Consider the following 3471-nt stretch of genomic DNA (forward strand, 5'->3'; position numbering starts at 1 on the left):
CCTGCGGCTTTGCAAGATCCTTCCAGAACCTCCCGGCGGGGGCTGTGGATAAACTGATCCAAAAGATTGATCGTTTACGTTTGTGCAGGTCGCAGGGTTATCGATCTTTGTCAGAACCTCCCCGTTTCGTCGGCGCGTCGGAGGTTCTGGATGTCGATCAAGATTGGATCGCTTGACGGGATCGCGAAGTTGTGCAACCGACTTGTGATCATCGTCTGCCGGAGGGACGCATCCGAAGAGCATCAACAGAGCATGCCGCAGCCTGGCGTCCGTCCGGTTGACGTGGTGGTCGAGGGTGCGTAGCGCCTGGCGGAGTTCAGGCGGGGCCTGGGACCGGTCGGCGGTGAGCGGGACGAGGAGCCGGTTGACGATGATTGCGGCGTTGTGTGCTCTGTCGAGGTCGAGGATGTCTCGATCGGCCGGCGGGCGGCCGATCGAGACATCGGGATCAGGCATCGGGATCAGGCGAGGTCATACCGGTCGAGGTTCATGACCTTGTCCCACGCGGCCACGAAGTCGCGCACGAACGTCTCCCGCGCGTCGTCGCTCGCGTAGACCTCGGCGATGGCGCGCAACTCGGAATTCGAGCCGAAGACGAGGTCGACGCGGCTGCCGGTCCAGGTGACCGCGCCCGTGGCGGAGTCGCGGCCCTCGAAGGTCTCCGCGTCTTCGGACGTCGCCTTCCACTCCGTACCCATGTCCAGCAGGTTTACGAAGAAGTCGTTGGTCAGCGACCCGGGCGACGAGGTGAAGACGCCCAGCGGGGACCGCTGGTGGTTCGCGCCCAGGACGCGCAGGCCACCCACGAGGACGGTCATCTCGGGCGCGCTCAGGGTCAGCAGGTTCGCGCGGTCGATCAGCAGGTACTCACTCGGCAGCCAGTGACCCTTCCCGCGGTAGTTGCGGAACCCGTCCACGGCCGGCTCGAGCGCGGCGAAGGACTCCACGTCGGTCTGCTCCTGCGACGCGTCCGTGCGGCCCGGGGTGAAGGGCACCTCGACCGGGTGGCCGGCATTCTTCGCGGCCTGCTCGACGGCGGCGCACCCGCCGAGCACGATGAGGTCGGCGAGCGAGACCCGCTTCCCCCCGCTCTGGGCGCCGTTGAAGGCTTCCTGGATCCCCTCCAGGGTGCGCAGCACCGTCGCCAGCTCGTCGGGGTCGTTAGCCTCCCAGCCGCGCTGGGGCTCGAGCCGGACGCGCGCCCCGTTCGCCCCGCCGCGCTTGTCACTCCCGCGGAACGTCGAGGCCGACGCCCACGCGGTGGAGACGAGCTGGGAGACGGACAGCCCCGAACCGAGGATCTGGCCGGTGAGCGCGGCGATCTCCGCGGCCCCGATCAGCTCGTGTCGCACCGCGGGGACGGGGTCCTGCCATATCAGCGTCTCCCGCGGGACCAGCGGCCCGAGGTAACGCGCGATCGGCCCCATGTCGCGGTGCGTCAGCTTGAACCAGGCTCGGGCGAACGCGTCCGCGAGCTGGTCCGGGTTCTCCAGGAAGCGCCGCGAGATCGGCTCGTAGATTGGGTCCACCCGCAGCGAGAGGTCCGTCGTCAGCATCGTCGGGGCGTGCGACTTCGAGGGGTCATGGGCGTCCGGCACGGTGCCGGCCCCGGCGCCGTCCTTCGGCTTCCACTGCTTCGCCCCGGCGGGGCTCTCCACCTGCTCCCAGTCGTAGCCGAACAGGGTCTCCAAGAAACTGTTGTCCCACGTCACCGGGGTGGGCGTCCACGCACCCTCGAGCCCGCTGGTGATCGCGTCCCCGCCCTTGCCGCTGCCGTAGCCGTTCAGCCAGCCCAGGCCCTGCTCCTCGAGGGGAGCGGCCTCGGGCTCCGGGCCGACGTAGCGGTCCGCGTCCGCCGCGCCGTGGGTCTTGCCGAACGAGTGCCCGCCCACGATCAGCGCGACGGTTTCCTCGTCGTTCATCGCCATCCGCCGGAAGGTCTCGCGGATGTCCCGGGCCGCGGCGAGCGGGTCCGGAACGCCGTTCGGGCCCTCGGGGTTTACGTAGATCAGGCCCATCTGGACGGCGCCCAGCGGGTTCTCGAGCTCCCGGTCGCCGGTGTACCGCTCGTCGCCGAGCCAGGTGCGCTCGGGACCCCAGTAGACGTCCTCGTCGGGCTCCCAGACGTCCGCCCGGCCGCCGCCGAAGCCGAAGGTCTTGAAGCCCATCGACTCGAGGGCGCAGTTGCCCGCGAAGATCATCAAGTCGGCCCACGAAAGCGCGCGGCCATACTTCTTCTTGACCGGCCAGAGCAGCCTGCGTGCTTTGTCGAGGCTGGCATTGTCCGGCCAACTGTTGAGGGGTGCGAAGCGCTGCATGCCGGCACCGGCGCCGCCGCGGCCGTCACTGATGCGGTAGGTGCCCGCGCTGTGCCACGCCATCCGGATGAACAGCGGCCCGTAGTGGCCGTAGTCCGCCGGCCACCAGTCCCGCGACGTCGTCATCACCTCCTCGACGTCGCTGCGCAGGGCATCGAGGTCGACGGTGGCGAACGCCGCGGCGTAGTCGAAGTCCTCGTCCATGGGGTTGGCCACGGCTGGGTGCTTTCGGAGGATCTTCAGGTTGAGCTGGTTCGGCCACCAGTCGCGGTTCCCCGCGCCCTCGGTCGGGTGATTGCGGCGCCCGGCGGAGACGGGGCACCCGCCTGCGCTCTCCTCGTTGTTCATCTCTCCCACAACGGCGTTCGGAGTGTCAGACACGGGAATCCTTCCGGGATCGGAGGGTGTGCTCAGGAACTGGTTGCGGTGGAGCAGGCGGGGCATCGGCCCCAGTAGATGACCTCGGCCTCGTCGACCGTGAAGCCGTTGTCGTCGGAAGGCGTCAGGCAGGGCGGGTCACCTACGGCGCAGTCGGTGTCTACGACCAGGCCACACCCACGGCACACCAGGTGGTGATGGTTGTCGCCGACCCGCAGCTCGAACCGCGCTGGGCTGCCGGCCGGCTCGATCCGCCGGACAAGCCCCGCGATCAGCAGCACCTCCAGGTTGTCGTAGACCGCCTGGGTCGACACCGCGCCGAGGCGCTCGCGCACCGAGGTCGCGATCGTGTCGGCTGTCAGGTGGGCGTGGTTGCTCAGCGCGCCGAGCACCGCGAGCCGCGGTGCCGTGACGCGCAGCCCCGCTCCCCGCAAGGCCGCCGTCGCCGCTTCTGTCTCCACGAGAAGACCCTCCTCCCATAAATTGAACTAGTCAAGAATTTGATTCGATCCGAGGACGGTGTGGGCGTGCCGCCAAGCGCGCTGCCAAGCGCGCCGCCTTCGGCGCCGCATGGTCGTGCCGGGTGCGGTTTCGGGGAGTCAGCGCATCGGGCCTGGTAGCACTGGTGTCCACTGATCGGAGACCGCGTGCGCGGCAAGGAGTGGATGTTCGCCGGGCGGGAGGAGATCTCCCGGAGGCCGGCGGAAGATCTTTCCCGTCGGCGGATATCGAGCCGCATGCATAGGCCAATGCCACTTAGTGGTCGCCGCCGGAA

At 68.7% G+C, this 3471-nt stretch carries 2 protein-coding genes; both read right to left on the bottom strand.

Annotated elements, in window-relative coordinates; translation table 11 throughout:
* Positions 1-461 precede the first annotated feature (461 nt).
* Complete coding sequence (katG, locus tag MJ777_RS22125; RefSeq protein ID WP_239313324.1) at positions 462-2666, bottom strand: catalase/peroxidase HPI; 2205 nt, start codon at positions 2664-2666, stop codon at positions 462-464.
* Positions 2667-2728: 62 nt separating this feature from the next.
* Positions 2729-3157 (bottom strand): Fur family transcriptional regulator, encoded by a 429-nt coding sequence (locus tag MJ777_RS22130; protein WP_239313326.1) that lies wholly within the window; start codon positions 3155-3157, stop codon positions 2729-2731.
* Positions 3158-3471: the final 314 nt, after the last annotated feature.

The sequence above is a fragment of the Protofrankia sp. Cj5 genome (assembly GCF_917627405.1).
Classification (GTDB): domain Bacteria; phylum Actinomycetota; class Actinomycetes; order Frankiales; family Frankiaceae; genus Protofrankia.

Coding starts and splice junctions, on each gene's coding strand:
- katG (WP_239313324.1), bottom strand. CDS start 2,666: ATGAACAACGAGGAGAGCGCAGGCGGGTGCCCCGTCTCCGCCGGGCGC.